This window comes from Pseudomonas putida (assembly GCF_028682175.1).
GTDB lineage: Bacteria > Pseudomonadota > Gammaproteobacteria > Pseudomonadales > Pseudomonadaceae > Aquipseudomonas > Aquipseudomonas putida_AD.
This window is the reverse complement of record NZ_JANHKS010000005.1, coordinates 121,916-138,169: the sequence shown is the minus strand read 5'-3', so window position 1 is coordinate 138,169 and position 16,254 is coordinate 121,916. Positions and strand designations below refer to the sequence as shown.

Annotated in this window: 15 protein-coding genes; 7 read left to right on the top strand and 8 right to left on the bottom strand. The window is 62.9% G+C overall.

The window, feature by feature from the left end; all coding sequences use genetic code 11:
* Positions 1-10: 10 nt before the first annotated feature.
* Positions 11-1,312, top strand: a complete 1,302-nt coding sequence (locus NPS29_RS05915) for an MFS transporter (RefSeq protein ID WP_274131323.1) — start codon at positions 11-13, stop codon at positions 1,310-1,312.
* A gap of 31 nt (positions 1,313-1,343) precedes the next feature.
* Positions 1,344-2,120 (top strand): substrate-binding domain-containing protein, encoded by a 777-nt coding sequence (locus tag NPS29_RS05910; RefSeq protein ID WP_274131322.1) that lies wholly within the window; start codon positions 1,344-1,346, stop codon positions 2,118-2,120.
* Here NPS29_RS05910 and NPS29_RS05905 read toward each other — a convergent pair.
* The 4 genes from NPS29_RS05905 to NPS29_RS05890 all read right to left on the bottom strand — a co-directional run bounded on the left by NPS29_RS05905 (position 2,106) and on the right by NPS29_RS05890 (position 5,526).
* The gene (locus NPS29_RS05905; RefSeq protein ID WP_274131321.1) at positions 2,106-3,014 is read right to left on the bottom strand and encodes a LysR family transcriptional regulator; all 909 of its coding nucleotides are present in this window, start codon (positions 3,012-3,014) and stop codon (positions 2,106-2,108) included. The genes NPS29_RS05910 and NPS29_RS05905 overlap by 15 nt on opposite strands.
* Entirely contained in the window at positions 3,011-3,802 is a 792-nt protein-coding gene (locus tag NPS29_RS05900; protein ID WP_274131320.1) for an ABC transporter permease, read from the bottom strand. Before NPS29_RS05900 ends, NPS29_RS05905 begins: the two co-directional genes overlap by 4 nt.
* A complete protein-coding gene (locus tag NPS29_RS05895) occupies positions 3,799-4,509 on the bottom strand; it encodes an ABC transporter ATP-binding protein (RefSeq protein WP_274131319.1) in 711 nt (236 codons plus the stop codon). Before NPS29_RS05895 ends, NPS29_RS05900 begins: the two co-directional genes overlap by 4 nt.
* A 111-nt stretch (positions 4,510-4,620) precedes the next feature.
* A complete protein-coding gene (locus tag NPS29_RS05890) occupies positions 4,621-5,526 on the bottom strand; it encodes a LysR family transcriptional regulator (protein ID WP_274131318.1) in 906 nt (301 codons plus the stop codon).
* A 111-nt stretch (positions 5,527-5,637) separates the two neighbouring features.
* Between NPS29_RS05890 and NPS29_RS05885 the strand changes: the two genes are divergently transcribed.
* Positions 5,638-6,504, top strand: coding sequence for an aldo/keto reductase family oxidoreductase (locus NPS29_RS05885; RefSeq protein ID WP_274131317.1), 867 nt, complete (start codon positions 5,638-5,640; stop codon positions 6,502-6,504).
* 30 nt (positions 6,505-6,534) lie between these two features.
* On the opposite strand, the gene NPS29_RS05880 is transcribed toward NPS29_RS05885, so the two are convergent.
* Positions 6,535-7,821, bottom strand: coding sequence for a CitMHS family transporter (locus tag NPS29_RS05880; RefSeq protein WP_274131316.1), 1,287 nt, complete (start codon positions 7,819-7,821; stop codon positions 6,535-6,537).
* 107 nt (positions 7,822-7,928) lie between these two features.
* Positions 7,929-8,855, bottom strand: a complete 927-nt coding sequence (locus NPS29_RS05875; protein ID WP_274131314.1) for an SMP-30/gluconolactonase/LRE family protein — start codon at positions 8,853-8,855, stop codon at positions 7,929-7,931.
* A gap of 316 nt (positions 8,856-9,171) precedes the next feature.
* On the opposite strand from NPS29_RS05875, the gene NPS29_RS05870 reads away from it, so the two are divergent.
* The 4 genes from NPS29_RS05870 to NPS29_RS05855 all read left to right on the top strand — a co-directional run bounded on the left by NPS29_RS05870 (position 9,172) and on the right by NPS29_RS05855 (position 13,608).
* Complete coding sequence (locus NPS29_RS05870) at positions 9,172-10,113, top strand: hydroxymethylglutaryl-CoA lyase (protein WP_274131313.1); 942 nt, start codon at positions 9,172-9,174, stop codon at positions 10,111-10,113.
* The gene (locus tag NPS29_RS05865; protein WP_274131312.1) at positions 10,110-11,309 is read left to right on the top strand and encodes a CaiB/BaiF CoA transferase family protein; all 1,200 of its coding nucleotides are present in this window, start codon (positions 10,110-10,112) and stop codon (positions 11,307-11,309) included. Before NPS29_RS05870 ends, NPS29_RS05865 begins: the two co-directional genes overlap by 4 nt.
* Positions 11,310-11,394: 85 nt before the next feature.
* Positions 11,395-12,714 carry an MFS transporter gene (locus NPS29_RS05860; RefSeq protein ID WP_274131311.1) on the top strand — a complete coding sequence of 440 codons (1,320 nt, stop codon included), beginning with the start codon at positions 11,395-11,397 and terminating at the stop codon, positions 12,712-12,714.
* 129 nt (positions 12,715-12,843) lie between these two features.
* A complete protein-coding gene (locus NPS29_RS05855) occupies positions 12,844-13,608 on the top strand; it encodes an IclR family transcriptional regulator (protein ID WP_274131310.1) in 765 nt (254 codons plus the stop codon).
* Positions 13,609-13,647: 39 nt separating this feature from the next.
* Here NPS29_RS05855 and NPS29_RS05850 read toward each other — a convergent pair whose 3' ends face one another.
* Entirely contained in the window at positions 13,648-14,397 is a 750-nt protein-coding gene (locus NPS29_RS05850; protein WP_274131309.1) for a creatininase family protein, read from the bottom strand.
* Between the two features lie 121 nt (positions 14,398-14,518).
* Positions 14,519-16,228: an amidase gene (locus NPS29_RS05845; protein ID WP_274131308.1), complete on the bottom strand. Its 1,710-nt coding sequence runs from the start codon at positions 16,226-16,228 to the stop codon at positions 14,519-14,521.
* Positions 16,229-16,254: the final 26 nt, after the last annotated feature.

Here is a 16,254-nt window from a genome sequence, read left to right as displayed (position 1 = left end):
GAGAACACTCATGCATGGTTCACCCCATTCGCGGCCTTCGTCCGCCTCATCCAAAGCCGGTGCCGTTTTTCGCGTCACGTCGGGCAACTTTCTCGAACAATTCGATTTCTTCCTCTTTGGCTTCTACGCCACCCAGATCGCAGCCGTCTTCTTTCCTGCATCGAGCGAATTTGCCTCGCTGATGATGACCTTCGCCGTGTTCGGCGCAGGCTTTCTGATGCGTCCGCTGGGCGCGGTGATCCTGGGGGCGTACATCGACGACGTGGGGCGGCGCAAGGGCTTGATCGTCACCTTGTCGATCATGGCCAGCGGCACCTTGCTGATCGTGCTGGTGCCTGGTTACGCCAGCATCGGCCTCTGGGCACCGGCGCTGGTATTGCTGGGCCGCCTGCTGCAAGGCTTCTCGGCGGGCGCCGAGCTGGGCGGTGTGTCGGTGTATCTGGCGGAAATGGCGACGCCCGGTCGCAAGGGCTTCTACACCAGTTGGCAATCGGGCAGCCAGCAAGTGGCAATCGTGGTCGCTGCGGCCCTGGGCTACGCGCTCAACCAGTGGATGGCGCCTGCCGCCGTAGCCGATTGGGGATGGCGTATTCCGTTCGCTGTCGGGTGCCTGATCGTGCCCTTTATCTTCGTGCTGCGCCGCAACCTACAGGAGACTGAAGAATTTGCCGCCCGCGCCCATCGTCCGACCATGAAGCAGGTCTTTGCCACCTTGCTGCAGAACTGGGGGGTGGTACTCGCCGGGATGCTCATGGTGGCGATGACCACCACCGCGTTCTATCTGATTACGGTGTACGCACCGACCTTCGGCAAGACCGTGCTCAACCTGAGCACCGCCGATGCCTTGCTGGTGACGCTGCTGGTGGGGGTGTCCAACTTCATCTGGCTGCCGATTGGCGGCGCTTTGAGTGACCGCTTCGGCCGCAAGCCGCTGCTGGTGGCGATGACCGTGTTGACGATTTTCACCGCTTATCCGGCCCTGTCGTTCCTGGCCCAGGCGCCGAGCTTCAGCCATATGCTCGAAGTGCTGCTGTGGTTCTCGTGCCTCTATGGCCTGTACAACGGCGCGATGATTCCGGCACTGACCGAGATCATGCCGGTCGAGGTGCGTGTCGCCGGTTTTTCCCTGGCCTATAGCCTGGCAACTGCAGTGTTCGGCGGTTTCACCCCGGCAGTCTCGACCTGGCTGATCCACCTAACCGGCGACAAGGCCGCGCCTGCCTACTGGATGACCTTCGCTGCCATCTGTGCGCTGTGCGCAACCCTGGTGCTGTACCGCAATCTTTCGGCCCGCGCGCAATTGGCGGTCTGATCCGCAACACCCACAACAATAAGGATTTGTCATGAATGCACTGTTCAAACACCTGGCTGCGTGGAGTCTGGGCTGCCTGGCGTTGAGCCCGTTCGCTCAGGCCGAGGAACTCAAGGTGATGACCTCTGGCGGCTTCACCGCTGCCTATAAACAACTCGGCCCGCAATACGCGGCCGAAAGCGGCGACACCTTGCAAACCATCCTCGGCCCGTCGATGGGCAAGGCCCCTGAAGCGATTCCCAACCGACTGGCCCGGGGCGAGCACGCCGATGTGGTGATCATGGTCGGTTATGCGCTGGATGAATTGATCAAGCAAGGCAAGGTCGATCCGGCCTCCCGGGTGGAGCTGGCCGACTCGCGGATCGGCCTGGTGGTCAGGCAGGGCGCAGCCAAGCCTGCCATTGGCACCGATGCCCAGCTCAAGGAGGTGCTGCTCAAGGCCCGGTCCGTCGCCTATTCCGACAGCGCCAGCGGGGTGTACGTCGAGAAAGAGCTGTTCAGGAAACTGGGCATCCAGGATCAGGCCGGACCCAAGGGCAAGATGATCGAGCGCATTCCAGTGGCCTCGGTCGTTGCCAATGGCGAATACGAAGTGGGCTTGCAGCAGGTTTCCGAATTGCTGCCGGTGCCGGGCGTGACCTACGTCGGCAAGCTTCCGGAAAACGTCCAGTCCGTGACCCGCTTCGCCGCCGGCATTCCGAGCAATGCCGAGCACCCGCAGCAGGCCAGGGCGTTGCTAGAATACCTGGCATCACCCAAGGCGCAGCCGGTGGTTCAGGCCACGGGGCTGGACTCAGTGCCCCGCTGATCGGATCGGCATGTCCCTGACCAGTCTTTCCAGTTCGATAGCCGCGGGCGTCAGGGTACGTCCGCGGCGCTTGATCAGCCCGACGTTGCGCAGCACTTCGGGTTCGATCAGCGGCACGCTCACCAGGATCGGGTGAGGCGCCGCCGGCATTGCAATCGACGGCACCGCCGCCACCCCCAGACCCGCTTCCACCAGGCCGATCATTGTCGTGACATGACGTGTCTCGCAGATGCTCGGCCTCTTCGGATGCAGGCGCATCAAGGCCTGATCCAGCACCAGGCGGTTGCCCGAGGTCTTGTCGAGGCTGATGTAGTCGTGCTCGTACATCTCCTCCCAACTGACCTGTTCGCGGCTCGCCAGTGGATGATCCCGGCGGCAGGCGACGACGTAGCGTTCCTGCAGCAACAGTTCGAAATCCACTTCGGCGGCCAGGGTGCCACTGAAACTCACGCCAAAATCCGCATCGCCCGACGCCACGGCGCTGTTGACCTCGTTGGCGCTGGCGTCGAGCACCCTGACCCTGATCTTCGGATACAGACGGTGAAACGCGCTGATGACTTGGGGCATGAAGTAGTACGCTGCCGACGGCACGCAGGCGATGGTCACGTTGCCCAGGCGGGTGGACGCCACTTCGCTGATGCTCATCAGGGCGATGTCCAGATCGTCGAGCATGCGTTCGACCTGAGGCAGAAATGCAAGGCCCACGCTGGTCAGGCTGACCTTGCGCGTGGTGCGCTCGAACAGTTTCACGTTGAGCGCCGATTCGAGTTTTTCGATACGACGGCTGAGCGCCGGCTGGGTGATGCGGATCGCGTCGGCTGCCTTGCGGAAGCTGCCGTTCTCCACCACCGCGCGAAAGGCCTGCAGGTCATTGAGGTCGAAGTTGATGCTCATCGGGCCACCAGCTTGTGGATCATGAACCGGTGATCGGCCGAGAACAGCCGGCGAAAGGTCAGCATGACCGCGCCCACGGTGCCCAGGGCCGAGCCTGCGGCAATCAGGAACATGATCACGATCTGGTAGCGCACGGCGTCCACCGGGTTTTCCCCGGCCAGCACCTGACCGGTCATCATGCCTGGCAGGCTGACGATACCGACCACAGTCATCTGGTTCAGCGTCGGCATCATCCCGGCCCGCACCGCCTGCCGGGCCGCCGATTGCGCCGCCTCCCAGCGGGTGCCGCCCAGGGCCAGGATCATCTCGATGGTGTTGCGCCCCGAGGTGAGTTCCGAGGTCATGCGCTCGATGCCCAGCGACACCGCCGTCAGGGTGTTGCCCAGGATCATCCCCAGGATCGGAATCGCGTATTGCGGTTCGTACCAGGGGCGGATGCGGATAATCACGAACAGCCCGATGGCGCTGACCAGCCACGAACTGCTCCACACCGCCATCACGCTGTCGACCAGTTGCCCGGCGTAGGTGCGCTTGCCCCGGCCTGCGGCTGAGACACCGGCGATCAGCGTCATCAGGCACATCAGTGGCAGCACCACGTACCAGCGGGCATTGGCGAACACCCAGCCCAGCAGGTAACCGACGGCCAGCAATTGCACCACCGTGCGCACCGAGGCCCAGAGCAGCTTGCGTTCCAGATCGAGCTTGAGCAGCACTGACAGTGCGCCGTTGATGAGGATCAGCGAGGCGGCGATGCACAGATCGAAAGCGGAGAGGTTCTGATAGTTCATCGCTGCGGCTCCAGTTGCAGCACACCCTTGTCCATCGTCAGGTGGCGGGTGCTCATGCGCCGCGCCTGCGCGGGGTCGTGAGACACCCAGATATAGGCCCGTGATGTGTCCGCATCGAACCAGTGACGCACCAGATGCTCGACGGCGGATGCCGATTGCGGGTCCAGCGCCGAGGTCGGTTCATCGAACAGCATCACCTGCGGTTCCAGTTGCAGGGTGCGGACCAGCGCGACGATCTGCGACTCGCCGCCTGACAGGTCCTGCGCGCTCTTTTGCAGAAACGCAGGTTCCTTGCCCGCCTGGGCCAGCAGTTCAGTGGCTTTCGGCAGATTGAAGCGGCGCTGGCGCAGGCTCTTGAGGGTGTAGGGAAATTGCAGGTTGTCCAGTACCGATCCCTCGACCAGCGCCGGGCGTTGCGCGAGGTACGACACGCAGGTGCGGTAATGGGGAATCATCTCACTGGGAATCGGCTTGCCGTGCCACAGCATCTGGCCGGTGGCGGGTGCGTCGAGCAGTGCCAGGGCTCGCAGGAAAACGCTCTTGCCCGAGCCGGATGCGCCGGTGATCGCGATTTGTGCGCCGGGCGTCAGGACAAAGTCCGTGGGCTTGAGCAGTTCGACCACGCCGCCCGGATCAAGGCGGCCCAGGCGCCGGGTTTCCAGCAAAGGCCCGGTGGACGGGGGAGTGGGGGAGGCACTCGACGACACGGTGATTCCTTATGGACGAACAGGCGAAAACGCCCTGCATTATTGCCCAGCGGATGTCGGTTCACCACAAGCCCCATGTTTCGGCAGAGCTGCTGCACACGCGAGCCGAACCTACGGGTGGCTTGTCGCCTTGATGAACTCCACGAACGCCCGCAGCGGCGATGGCAAATAGCGCCGCCCCGGGTAATACAGAAACGGCCCGCTGAAATTCTGCCACCAGGGCTCCAGGATCGGCTCCAGCGCGCCGCTCTCCAGATGCGGGCGCAGCCAGTCTTCGAACAGATGGACCACGCCCAGTCCGTCCACCGCCGCCTGCACCGCCAGATCGACGCCGCCTGCGATGTTGACCAGCAGCGGCCCGGCAGGATCGACGCGGATCACCTGGCCGTCACGCTCGTATTCCCAGACCGGCATGTTGCCGCTGGCGAACTTGCCACGCAGGCACGCGTGTTCGAGCAGCTCGACCGGATGGGCGGGCCGGCCCCGGGCGTCAAGGTAGCCCGGTGCGGCCGCGGTGGCGAAGCGCTGCCACCGCGGCCCGATGGGCACGGCGATCATGTCCTGTTCCAGGCGCTCGTCGTAGCGGATGCCCGCGTCGCAGCCTGCGGCGAGCATATCGACGAAGCTTTCCTCGACGGTGATTTCCAGACGGATATCGGGATGAGCCTTGAGGAAGGGCGTGATGATGCCCGGCAATACCAGCCGCGCCGCGCTGGCCGGAACGTTGAGTTTGAGTGTGCCGGAGGGGCGGTCGCGAAAGTCGTTGACCACGTCCAGCGCCGACTCCACTTCGCCCAGCGCCGGAACGATACGCTCCATCAAGCGCGTGCCCGCTTCGGTCGGCACCACGCTGCGGGTGGTGCGGTTGAGCAGGCGCACGCCCAGGCTCGCTTCCAGCCGGCGCAGCGCGTCACTCAGGCTGGAAGCCGATTTGCCGCTGGCGCGGGCACCTTCGCGAAAGCCGCCCGCTTTGACCACGGCCACGAAGGCCAACAAATCCTGAATGTCTGCTGCCATTGTCCGATGCCATTGTTCGAATTTTCGTACAGCCTGTGCCGATTGCACCTGATTATCAATGCAGTGGTCAACGTCTAAAGTGATCGAACTCACTTTCAGGAGGCAACCGACATGAGCGAAGCCAGCAAGGCAGGTACGTTTTCCATTGGCGACCGGATCGTCAATCGTCTGGGTTACGGCGCGATGCAACTGGCTGGCCCCGGCGTGTTCGGCCCGCCCAAGGACCCCGATGCCGCCGTCGCGGTGCTGCGTGAAGCCGTGGCCCTGGGCGTGAACCACATCGACACCTCGGATTTCTATGGCCCCCACGTCACCAATCGCCTGATTCGCCAGGCCCTGCACCCCTATGCCGACGACCTGACCCTGGTCACCAAGGTCGGCGCCCGGCGCGGCGACGACGCTTCATGGAATCCGGCCCACAGCCCGGCCGAATTGACGCAAGCGGTGCATGACAACCTGCGCAACCTGGGGCTGGATGTACTGGACGTGGTCAATCTGCGGGCATGGGGCAACATGCATTCGCCGGGAGAGGAGTCCATCGAGGAGTCGTTCACTGCGCTGGCCGAGTTGCAACATCAGGGGCTGATCCGCCATCTGGGGTTGAGTAACGTGACATCTGCGCAGTTGAAAGAGGCTCAGGGTATCGCCAGGGTCGTCTGCGTGCAGAACCACTACAACCTGTCCCATCGCGACGACGAGTCATTGATTGCCGAACTGGCCAGGCAGGGCATCGCCTACGTGCCGTTCTTTCCGCTGGGTGGCTTCACCCCGCTGCAATCCCAGGTGCTGGCCAGCGTCGCAAGCCGCATGGGCGCGTCGCAGCTGTGCGTGGCACTGGCCTGGCTGCTGCAACGCTCACCCAACATCCTGCTGATTCCGGGCACGTCATCGGTGGCGCACCTGCGTGAGAACTCAAGCGCTGCCGGGTTGGAGATTCCGCCCGGGCTGCTGGCGGAGCTGGACGGCGTGGCCGGGTGACGGGACCGCTGTCATAGCCCCGGCCCCGATTCAATTGAACACGGTAATTGCGCCGACGCCGATCGCTGCAGCCAGCATCACCAGCACCGTGCCGAAGGTCCATTTCAGTGACACCCGCTGGTTGTCGCCGTAGTCGATGTCCAGCAGGCCACACAGAAGATAAGTCGAGGCCACCAGTGGGCTGAGCAGGTGCACCGGCTGGCCGATCAGCGAGGCGATGGCCATTTCATTGGGGCCGATGCCGTAATGCGCGGCGGTCTGCGCCAGGATCGGCAGCACGCCGAAGTAGAAGGCATCGTTGGTCAGCACGTAGGTGAAGGGCATGCTCAGCAATGCGGTAATCACCGACATGCAGTGCCCTGCCTGCTGCGGCAGCAGGGTGATGAGGTTGTCGGAGATCGCCTTGGTCATCCCGGTGCCGCCCATGATGCCGACGAAAATGCCTGCGGCGAAGATCAGTAACGTCACGGCCATGACGTTGTCGGCATGGCGACCGATGACTTCCTTCTGTTGTTTGAGCGTCGGGTAATTGATCAGGCACGCCAGGCCGAATGCGACCATGAACAGAATCGGCAGCGGCATCAGGTTGAGCATCATGCTGGTGATGAGCGCGAGGGTCAGCACGACGTTGAACAGGAATTTCGGGTCGCTCAGGCGAATGTGTGCATAACCTTCCAGCAGCTGTTGCTCGCTGACGCTGACGATGCCCAGGCGTCGATATTCCATGCGACCCAGCCACCACGCGGCAAAAATCACCCAGACGCCACCGGCGATCATGATAGGGACCATCTGCAGAAACAGCTCGGTGATGTCGACGTGCATGGCGCTGGCGGCCCGGGAAAACGGTCCGGCCCAGGGCAGGATATTCATCACCCCGATCGACAGCAGCAACACTGTAGCCATGACCTGCAACCGGATGCCTGTCAGGCGGTAGAGGGGCAGGAAAGCTGCGGTGGCGATGATGTAGGTGGTCGCGCCGTCACCGTCCAGGCCTACGCACAGGCCGAGCACGGCGGTGCCTGTGACAATCTTGCGTGGATCGCCCTTGACCAGCCGCAGCAGCACTTTGATCAACGGGTTGAACAGGCCCGCGTCGGTCATCATGCAGAAGTACAGGATCGCGAACGTCAGCATGATGCCCGTGGGAGCGAGCATCTTCACGCCGTCGTACATCATCGCGCCCAGTTGCGTGGCGAAACCGCCCAGACAACCGAAGACGATGGGCACCAGGAGCAGCGCGACCAGCGGCGAAAGGCGTTTGCTCATGATCAGGTACATGAAGCAGGCGATCATGGCGTAGCTCAGAAAGATCAACATGGGTGTCCCTTTTATTGATTTTGTAAGGGGCGGGCGCTGGTGGCCCGCTTTGTCAAAGGCGAGCGAAGCCCGTGCGCGGCGCACACAGGGTTCGGCAGATCAGGTCGCTAGCTGTGGGAGAACATCGGCTGGCCGCTGTGTTCAAGGTCGGCGACCAGGATCGAGCCGGTCGAGGAGTCGGTGATGAACAATTGTCGATTGCCCTCGCCACCGAAGGCCAGGTTGGTCAGGGTGCGGCCCTGGGTGCAGGAGCGAATGCGATACAGAGGCACGGCATGTGGGTCGAACACCCACACGCAGCCGTTGCCGGCGTCGCAGACATAGAGGTTGCCCTGAGAGTCCAGGGCCATGCCGTCGGCACCGCTGACACCACCGGCCATGGCGGTAAAAATGCCTACCTTGCTGGTGCCGCCGTCGGACTGAATCGGCAGGCGCCAGACTGCATTGCCACGGGTCATCGCCACGAACAGCGCATTCTGCGCCAGGTCCATCACCAGGCCGTTGGGGCTTGGACCGTTGTCGATAAGGCGGGTGAGGATTTGCCTTTCAAGGTCATAGGCGTACACACGGCCAGTCGGATCCTGCTGGCCGGTCTGGCCCTGATCGGTGAAGTAGAGCTTGCCTGCGGCGTCGAAGAACAGATCGTTGACGCCTTTGAAGCCTTCGCTGCGGCTATGGGTCAGAAACGGCGAAACCTGGCCTGTGTCAGGGTCCAGGATGAGGATGCCCAGCTTGTAGTCGGCGATGAAGATGCGACCGTCGCGATGGATCTTCAGGCCATTGGGCCAGCCATCGTACTGCGCCACCAGCGTCCAGTTGCCCTGGGGATCGATACGCAGGATGCGGCCGTAGGGAATGTCGGTGACGTAGAGATTGCCCTGCCGATCGAAGGACGGGCCCTCCAGAAAGCTTTTGACCTTTTGCCCGGGCTTGTTGGCTCGAACCCAGTCCGAGTCGCCGTCTTTGCAAAGATGGTCCGGGAGCGTGGTGAACACGCGCGTCGGCAAATCACGAGGCGGGGCATACAAACTCACAGGATCAGCTCCTACAGGACGAACAGGCAATCTCCCCATCTTGGAGCGGAAGAAGCCTTTTCGCTATGTTGTTATTGTTCTGTCTAATAGAACGTTGTGTTTACTGATAGAACAAATGTCGACTGATTTTCTCGGACTGTCAACCCGTCCGCATCTGAGTAATGTTCCCCGGAGAGAATTCATAAGGGCACGCCCCGCGCTAACCTCCGGGCTTCCGATCAGTGTCGTTGACATCAGCAAAAGACCGGTCCATTCTTTATTTAGAACGATGTTCTGTCAGATAGAACGACTGTATTTCTACACCCGGAGACCGGCGATGAACCATAAAAACAACCTGGACATCCTCATCAGCGAGGTGGGTCCCCGAGACGGATTGCAGAGCGTCAGTGCAACGATGCCCACGGCCCTCAAGCTCAAGTGGCTGACCGCGCTGGCAGATGCCGGCCTGCGGGAAATCGAGGTCGGCTCCTTCGTATCGCCCAAGCTGCTGCCGCAAATGGCCGATGCCGCCGAGCTGGTCGCCCACCTGCGCCAGCGGCCTGACGTATTCGTCACGGCCCTGGTGCCGAACCTGAAGGGCGCCGAAGCCGCCTTCAATGCGGGCGTGCAGAAGATCACCATGCCCATTTCCGTCAGTGAGCCGCATTCGCTGGCGAACATTCGCAAGACTCACCAACAGGTGTATGACGAAGTGCGCGCGGTGCTGGCGCTGCGCAACGAGCGCTTTCCCCGCGTTGAAGTCGAGTCCGGCCTGTCCACGGTGTTCGGCTGCACCATCCAGGGCGAAGTGCCGGAAGATGATGTGCTGCGCATGGCCCTGACCATGGTCGAGTTGGGGGTTGATGAGGTAGGGCTGGCTGACACCGTCGGCTACGCCAATCCGGCTCAGGTGCGCCGCGTGTTCACCCGGCTGCGCAACGAAATCGGCGCCAAGGCCGGCAGTGCGCATTTTCACAACACCCGCGGGCAGGGCCTCGCGAACGTGGTGGCGGCCCTGGATGTCGGCGTCACCACCATCGATGCCTCCCAGGGTGGGATCGGGGGTTGTCCTTACGCGCCGGGGGCGTCGGGCAATATCGTGACCGAGGATCTGGTGTACCTGCTCGAATCCATGGGCCTGCGCACGGGCGTTGATATCGACCGGCTGGTCGCCGCCCGCCAGTGGCTGATCGAGGGGCTGCCTGGCGAGCCGTTGTACGGCTTCATTCCCGACGCCGGGGTGGGCAAGAACTTTCACTACGCAGGAGGTGCGCAATGACCCTGCTCAATGAACAGCTCCAGGCACTGCCGCTGGCCGGCGTGCGTGTCGTGGAGTTCGTGCACATGGTCATGGGCCCCACCTGTGGCCTGGTTCTCGCGGACCTGGGCGCGGAAGTGATCAAGGTCGAGCCGGTGCCCGAAGGCGACAACACCCGGCGCCTGACTGGCTCCGGAGCGGGCTACTGGATGACCTATAACCGCAACAAGAAAAGCTTCGCCGTCGACATCAAGACCGAAGAAGGCATGGCGGCGGTGCGCAAACTCATCGAAAGCGCCGACGTGGTAACCGAGAATTTCCGTCCGGGTGCCATGGAGAAACTCGGCCTGGGGTACGAGCAAGTCAAGGCCATCAAGCCCGACATCATCTACAGCTCGATGAAGGGCTTCCTGCCGGGGCCCTATGAGCAACGCACGGCACTGGACGAAGTGGTGCAGATGATGACTGGCCTGGCCTACATGACCGGGCCCGAAGGGCGTCCGCTGCGGGCCGGCGCCTCGGTCAACGATGTGATGGGCGGGATGTTCAGTGCCATCTCCATCCTGGCCGCACTGCTGCAACGCAAGGATACGGCGCAAGGACAGTTCGTGCAGACCGGATTGTTCGAGAACTCCGCGTTCCTGGTCGGCCAGCACATGATGCAGATGGCGACCACAGGCAAACCCGCAGCGCCGATGCCCAGTCGCTTGTCGGCATGGGCCATCTATGACGTGTTCGACACCCTGGGCGACGAGCAGGTATTCATGGGGGTGGTCAGCGACAGCCAATGGTTGAGTTTCTGCCAGAGCTTCGGCTTCCAGGAGTTGGGGAGCGATCCGCAATTGGCCAAGAACACCCAGCGGGTGCAGGCCCGAAGCAAGATTCTGCCGCAGGTCCGGGCGCGCCTTGCGACGCTGGGCAAACAGGAAGTCATGGCGATGTGTGAACAGGCCGGGCTGCCGTTTTCTCCGATCCAGCGCCCCCAGGATCTGTTCGATGACCGACACCTGAATGAGTCCGGTGGGCTGGCGCATCTGAAGCTGGAAAACGGCGAAGCGGTCAAGGTGCCTATGTTGCCGTTCGAAATGAATGGCCGCAGGTTCGACACGCGCCTGAATGTGCCACAGCTGGGCAGCCACTCTGCCGAGTTGCTTGAACAGATGGGCTATGCGTCGGGGGATATCGACGCGTTGCGCGAGCGAGGCATCGTTCGCTGAGCCACCCCGGAACGGACGCCAGATTCCATTCGCTGACGGCCATGTGCCGTCAGTCCTACAACAATAAATACAGAGGAAAGCGGTCATGGCGATTGTCACGACTACCCCGCACGGCAACGACGCCAGCGCTGTGCGACCACTCGACAGCGAGCAGACCCGCGTACTGCACAAGGCTGCCTGGCGACTGATTCCGTTGTTGGCACTGGCTTACTTTTTCAACTATCTGGACCGTACCAGCGTTGGCTACGCCGCCCTGCAGATGACCGAGCAGCTTGGTTTGACCGCCACCCAGTTCGGCCTTGGTGCGGGCATCATGTTCTTCGGCTATTGCCTGTGCGAGGTGCCGAGCAACCTTGCGATGTATCGCTTCGGCGCGCGGCTGTGGATGGCGCGGATCATGATTACCTGGGGCCTGGCTGCAGCGGCGACGGCGATGATCGTCGGGCCTTACAGCTTTTATGCAGTGAGGTTGATTCTGGGCATCGCCGAGGCCGGCTTTTTCCCCGGGGTGATCTTCTTCCTGACCCTGTGGTTTCCGGCGCAGTACCGTACCCGAGTACTGGCCTGGTTCACCGTGGCGACGCCCATTTCGTTTCTGGTAGGCGGGCCGCTGTCCATCTGGCTGCTGCAGATGCACGGCATGCTGGGCCTGGCCGGCTGGCAATGGATGTTTCTGATCGAGGGTGTGCCAGCCTGTATTCTCGGGTTGATTACCCTGAAGGTGCTGACCAACCATCCGGCAGAGGCCAAGTGGCTCACCGCCGACGAACGTCAGGTGTTGACCGGCATGCTGGCGGATGAACAGAGCAAAGGGCAGCACAGTCATGGCTTCAAGGCGGCCTTGAAAGATCCACGGGTGTGGATTCTCAGTTCGATCACCTTCAGCTTTACCTTGGGCTCCTACGGCATCGGCATCTGGTTGCCGCAGATGCTCAAGGCCCATGGCGTCGAAGTCAGCATGATCGGCTGGGTGGCGGCGATTCCTTATTTCTTCGCCACGGTGGCGTTGCTGGTCTGGGCCAAACATGTGGACCGTACCGGCAAAGGCATTTTGAACCTGACCCTGGCCATGCTGCTGGCAGGCGTGGCGTTGATTCTGGCGCTGCAGATGAACGCGCTGGTTCCGGCGCTGGCCGGTATCACGATGGCGCTGGTCGGCACCATTGCCGGTAAAACCATTTTCTACACATTGCCGGGCAAGTTCCTGCGTGGCCAGGCCGCCGCAGGCGGGATCGCGCTGATCAACTCGATTGGCGCCTTTGGCGGATTTGTCGGGCCGTACCTGATGGGCTTCCTCAAGGACTACACCGGCTCTTTCACCGCGGGCCTGATGGCAATGGGCTGCATCATGTTCGTGGCGGCGGCGATGGTGCTCTCGCTGCGGTTCTTCCTGAAAGAGGCGTGAGGGCGGGTCGCGTTTTTTGCACCTGTACTTTTTGCGGAAGGTATCCTGCGCCTCTGATATTGTCTTGCAGGCGACAGCAAGGCCCAAGGCAGCTGTCGCCGGCGAGCGATGAATCGACAATGAGTGTCTATGAATACCGAATCCGAGAAAAACCCTTCCGAGCAGGCCGCTCAAGCAGAAGGCGGTGTGGCGGCCGTCGACCGTGCATTCGCCATCCTGGCGGCCTTCAACATCGAGCAGGATTGCCTGACCCTGGCGGAAATTTCCAGGCGCACCGGGCTGTATAAAAGCACCATCCTCAGGCTCATCGCTTCACTGGAAAAGGCCGGTTTCGTTCGCCGACTCAGCGACGGTCGCTATTCGGTGGGGCCCGAGCCGTTGCGCCTGTCGCAGCTGTACCAGACGTCATTTCGCTTGCGTGACGTCATTCATCCGTTGCTGGAATCCATCGCCGAGGAAAGCGGCGAAACCTCTTCGTTCTATGTGCAGGAAAATGGCAGCCGCGTGGTGCTGTTTCGCGTCGAGCCCAAACGTGCGGTGCGGGTGTCGGTGCTTGAAGGCGCGCGTTTTCCGTTGCAGGCCGGAGCATCGGGCAAGATTCTTCGGGCGTTCTCGCGCAACGCCGACCCGGCCCTGGCCGAAGTTCGCGAGCGTTTCTGGGCCTGCTCGTTCGGCGAGCGTGATCCGGAAACCAGCGCGGTGTCTGTGCCGGTATTCGCGATGGGCTTTGAATTGAAAGGGGCGTTGACCTTGTCCGGGCCATCCGATCGATTGCTCAAAGAGCATATCGAACACGCCGCCTCGATCCTGCTGCGCAACGCGGCCATTGCCACCAGCGCGCTGGGTGGCAACGATTCGGAACTGCGTGACGCACTCAAGCGCCTCAACCCCTGACGGTCGGACGTTCCCGGCCGTCAGTGGCAGACATGCACACTAGCCCGGCATTTCTTCCCGGCTGAACGCATCCAGCGCCTTGACCAGGCCTTGGGCGGCAAGGCTTACCAGTTCACCACCTTTTTCCGGGGTCGCCAGAGCCGGGTCCGAGCCCATGCGGCCGTCAGGGAAGCGTGCGCGGAAATCCTTCGCTTCGCGGATCGGGCCTGTGGGGGCGATTTGTGGGGAGTAGGGCGCCGACTTGATCGACTCCGGATACGCCCACTGGGTCACGGCGATTTCCGATGGCGTGGCGTGACTGCCGTGGCCGGTGGGGAATTGCTCGTTGGCCAGGCGGGTCACGCCTTCCAGGTCCCACCAGTTGCAGAGCTTCAGGGCGAAACCTGCGGGACGACGGGCGAAGCTGGCTTCGGCGTACAGTTCCGAGAATGCCGCTTCAATCGAGGCAATGTTGCCGCCGTGGCCGTTGAGGAACAGGATCTTTTCGAAGCCATGTCCGGCCAGGGAGCGTACCCAGTCACCGATGGCGGCGATGAAGGTCGAGGGGCGCAGGGAGATGGTGCCAGGGAAACCCAGGTGGTGCTGGGCCATGCCGATGTTGAAGGTCGGCGCAACCAGGATGTCGGCGTTTTTTGCTGCTTCTTCAGCGATGATCTGCGGGCACATCCAGTCGGTGCCGAGCAGGCCGGTGGGGCCATGTTGCTCGTTCGAGCCGATGGGCACGACGATGGTGCGGCTGCGGGTCAGGTATTGCTCGATCTCGCGCCAGGTCGACAGGTGCAGAAGCATATGCAGGTCCTCTTTCAGGCAGGTCCGTTCTTGATGACGGTGGGGAAGTGCGGGGAATGTCACATGTGCAGAGGCAGCGGGCAATAGCACCTAGGTGCATGCCCGCTTTCAGATTGGACAGTTACTTCGCGGACAGCGGCGGAGTGAGCGGCGGCACCTGGCGCTTGCTGCCGGTGGCTTCGAATGCCGACGCCAGGCGCAGCAGGCTGGAGTCGTCATAGGCGCGGCCAGCGAACGTCAGGCCCACTGGCATGCCGATGTCAGGCATCACGCCCATCGGCACGGTGACCGTGGGCACACCCAGGTGACGAATGGCGAGGTTGCCGTTGGCCACCCAAACACCGTTGCTCCAGGCGATATCGGCGGATTGCGGATCAATATCGGCATTGGCGGGGGCTACGTCAGCCACGGTGGGGAACAGCACGGCGTCGAGTCCCAGCCGGTCCATCCATTCTTCCAGGTCCATGCGCCGGGTTTTTTCAAGGCCGCGCAGGCCGTCGGCCAGGGTATCGATCTCGTTCCAGGGGGTGATGCCGCGTTCGGCCATGCGCACGTATTCGTCCATGCCGGCGGCCAGGTCGCCCTCGCGATTGGGCAGGGTACCGGGGTCGTGGGGGAAGATTTTCGGGCCGTCGACGTCCACCAGGCGGTAGAGTTTCGGGTCGCCGTTGGCCTGCAGGAAATCGTCGAACGCCCAGGCGGTCAGGTCCCACAGCTCATGGTGCAGGAATTCCTTGGAGACGATGCCGCGGTTGAACACGGTCGGGGCGCCGGGGCGATCGCCTTCGCAATTGGACACCAGCGGGAAATCCACCTCGACCACTTCTGCGCCAGAGGCTTGCAGGGCCTTGCGGGCCTGTTCCCACAAGCCGATCACGCTCGGGCGGGTGTTGATGCGTTGCCCGGTCGGGCCGCCAATGCCCGGTGCTTCGCTGGTGCCCGCTTCAAGGTCGGCATTGATGTACATGCGCGGCACGCCCAGGCGTTTGCCTGTGAGGGCGCCAGGTTGCGCAGCCAGTTCGGCGTAGGAAGCGGGGCGCACCTGTGAAACCGGTGGAATCGGCACCCAGGGTTGCAGGCGCCAGAGGTCGCCGCGGGTGTCCGGGTCTTCGGCGACGATCACGTCGAGCACTTCCAGCAGGTCGGCCATGGTCCGCGCGAACGGCACGACCACGTCCATGGTCGGCGTCAGCGGCCAGTTGCCGCGCACGGAGATCACGCCGCGCGACGGGGTATAGGCGCACAGGCCGTTGTTGGACGCCGGGCCACGGCCGCTCGACCAGGTTTCCTCGGCCAGGCCGAACGCGGCAAAGCTTGCAGCCGTTGCCGTGCCAGCGCCATTGGAGGAGCCGGAGGCAAAGGGTGCGGTGAGAAACTCGCCGTTGTAAGGGCTTTCCGCCCGGCCATAGACACCGCGCTGCATGCCGCCGTTAGCCATGGGCGGCATGTTGGTCTTGCCCAGGCAGATCGCCCCGGCGGCGCGCAGGCGCTCGATGGTGAAGGCGTCGCGGTGGGCAACCAGATCGGCGAAGGCCGGGCTGCCGGAAGCGGCGGTCAGGCCCTTGACCAGATAGCTGTCCTTGGCGGTGTAGGGAATGCCGTCGAGCGGGCTGAGCAACTGGCCCCTGGCGCGGCGTGCGTCCGAGGCCCGGGCTTCCTCGAGCGCCTCTGGGTTGCGCACCACCACGGCGTTGAGGGCGGTGGCGGTCTGGGGGCCGTCGTAGGCGTCGATCCGGGCGAGGTAGGCCTGCACCAGTTCAACCGCCGTGGTCTGGCCGGACTCCAGCGCTTCGCGCAGTCGGGCTATGGAAACTTCGGTCACTTCAATCATGGGGCCACCGCCATTTGCTGGTCTTG